The following is a 2,020-nucleotide window of genomic DNA, read 5'->3' on the forward strand; positions in this document are numbered from 1 at the left end:
GGTCGACAAGGTGGCATGCGCGCGGGCTTCGCCCAAACCCGGATGCGGCAACATACCCGCGGCGATAGTCCAATGCGTCGTCGACTGGGCCAGCAACGCCGTCTGCAGGTAAGGGGTCGGCGGCGCATCGCGGAATCGCACCCACACGTTGATGATCGGCGGGCCCACCCGATCGGGATCCGGATCGTAAGCCCCATCGACCACCCGGATCTCGCGGCCGGTCATCCCGAAGCCAGGAAACGACACCGCCTCGTCGGGCCCCGGAACGGCCGGCATGGCCTCGACGTGCCGCATGACGTCGCCGGCTCCCGAGTCCGCAAGCACCAAGCCCGCACTACGCAGCACCCCGCCCTGGCTGATGCGTATTTCGGCCGATGAAAACGATCTGCCCCTGCGAAGCACATCGACGGACAGGTCCACGGGCGCGTCGAATGAAGCCGCTTTGGCGAAGATCATCGATGCCGACGTGATTCGTTGCCCGGGAAGCGCTTTCGACGCCGCGACGATCGCCTCGCCGAGCAGCTGGCCACCCTCGACGACATTGCGACGCGTCGGCCCGTGCGCTGGCCCGACGAACCCGCTTTCGGATACCTGCTGCACGTCGATGATTCTGCACAGCTCGTCGGCGTCTCCCCATAGCGGGAACGTCGCAGGGATCTTTGAGCCGTCCGGCCACTCTTCGACGACGACCACCCGCAGCGCGTCGTCGTAGAAACAGACGTGTCCCGCAATCGCTGCGACCTCTGGCAACGGGGTGCGGTAGGCCCACACGACGTTCTCGACGCCGGAATCCGCCCCGTCAAGGCTCCAGTAACTCGCCCGGCCCTTGAAAGGGCAGACGGTGCTGTGATCCGACGGGCGGAACAACTCCCACCGCACGTCGGATTCGGGAAAGTACAAGCGGTCCTCGTGGTCGGTCTCGGTCACCACGAGGCACCGGTCGCTCTGGGCAACGAGCATGTCACCAAACCACACCTGACCCCGGTATGGACACGGGGTCGCCTCGATCCGGTAATCGGGGTAATCGGGCCACGCCGACTCGACTTGCGTTGGCATCACTACCCTCTCGTCGCCGGCCTCATACCGTCACGGCGCGACGCGGCGACGACGGTGGACGAATTACGAGCTGCTCGAGGCCGACGGCGGGAAAGTTCAAAGCGCTGGCGAACGTTCCCGCCAGCATGTCGGCGACGTCGGCGGGCGACATCAATGTCTCTTGCAAGAGGCCGCGCGCCACCCAATCTTGCACGACCACGCCGAGCAGCCCGGGGTCGAACGCCGCGGTGAACTCCGTCGGAACGGTGCCACCCACGGTGACACAGCAGTAGCGAAAGCCGGGATGCTCAGTGCGCCAGGCATTCAGGCTTTCTGATAGCGCGGCCTTGCTGGAGGAATAGGCGCCCAACGCGGTCCGTGGCTGGCCGACGGTTTCGGAGGACAGGGCGCTGACGATCGCGGCGGGCGCGAGCACCGGCAGGCAGCACTTGATGACTTGATGCACACCGACGACATTGGTCTGCATCACGTCCGTCCAATCGTCGACGGAAGTGTCGGCGAACATTCTCAAGGGCGCGTACCCCACCGAGATGAACAGCAGGTCGATTTCACCAAGGCTCGCTCGGGCCATATCGGCGAGCCGCGCGCAATCGTCAGCGTTACGCACATCCGCGCTGATGGCCGCGCCGCAGCCGGCATCGGCGGCGACCTCGTCGAGACGGTCTCGTCGGCGCGCCGCGATGAGCAGGTCGGCGCCCTCCTTGCCGGCACGGACGGCGAACGCCCGCCCGATCCCGGCCGATGCGCCCACCACCACGACCCGCTTGCCGGCCAATGTCCGTTCGCCCATGCGCTGACCACCGATCGAGAATCCAGTGTCGAAAGCCATTCGACATCGGAGAACAATAGTACATCTATTGTTTAGTTGAGCGACGCCGCTCAGTCCTTCAGCGAAGCCCGTTGATGGCGAACGTTTCCACGTAGCGCCGGACAGTGTCCGGCTTGGACATGTCGAACGTCTGGG

General features: G+C 65.4%; 2 protein-coding genes. Both read right to left on the reverse strand.

Going from position 1 to position 2,020, the window contains the following annotated elements; genetic code table 11:
- Positions 1-1,056: DUF427 domain-containing protein (locus tag A9X05_RS21385; RefSeq protein WP_067783953.1), on the reverse strand; the 1,056-nt coding region annotated here is incomplete at its 3' end.
- Between the two features lie 22 nt (positions 1,057-1,078).
- Positions 1,079-1,885 carry an SDR family oxidoreductase gene (locus A9X05_RS21390; RefSeq protein ID WP_231972860.1) on the reverse strand — a complete coding sequence of 269 codons (807 nt, stop codon included), beginning with the start codon at positions 1,883-1,885 and terminating at the stop codon, positions 1,079-1,081.
- Positions 1,886-2,020: the final 135 nt, after the last annotated feature.

Origin of the sequence: Mycobacterium sp. E3298 (genome assembly GCF_001666895.1) — a bacterium.
GTDB lineage: Bacteria > Actinomycetota > Actinomycetes > Mycobacteriales > Mycobacteriaceae > Mycobacterium.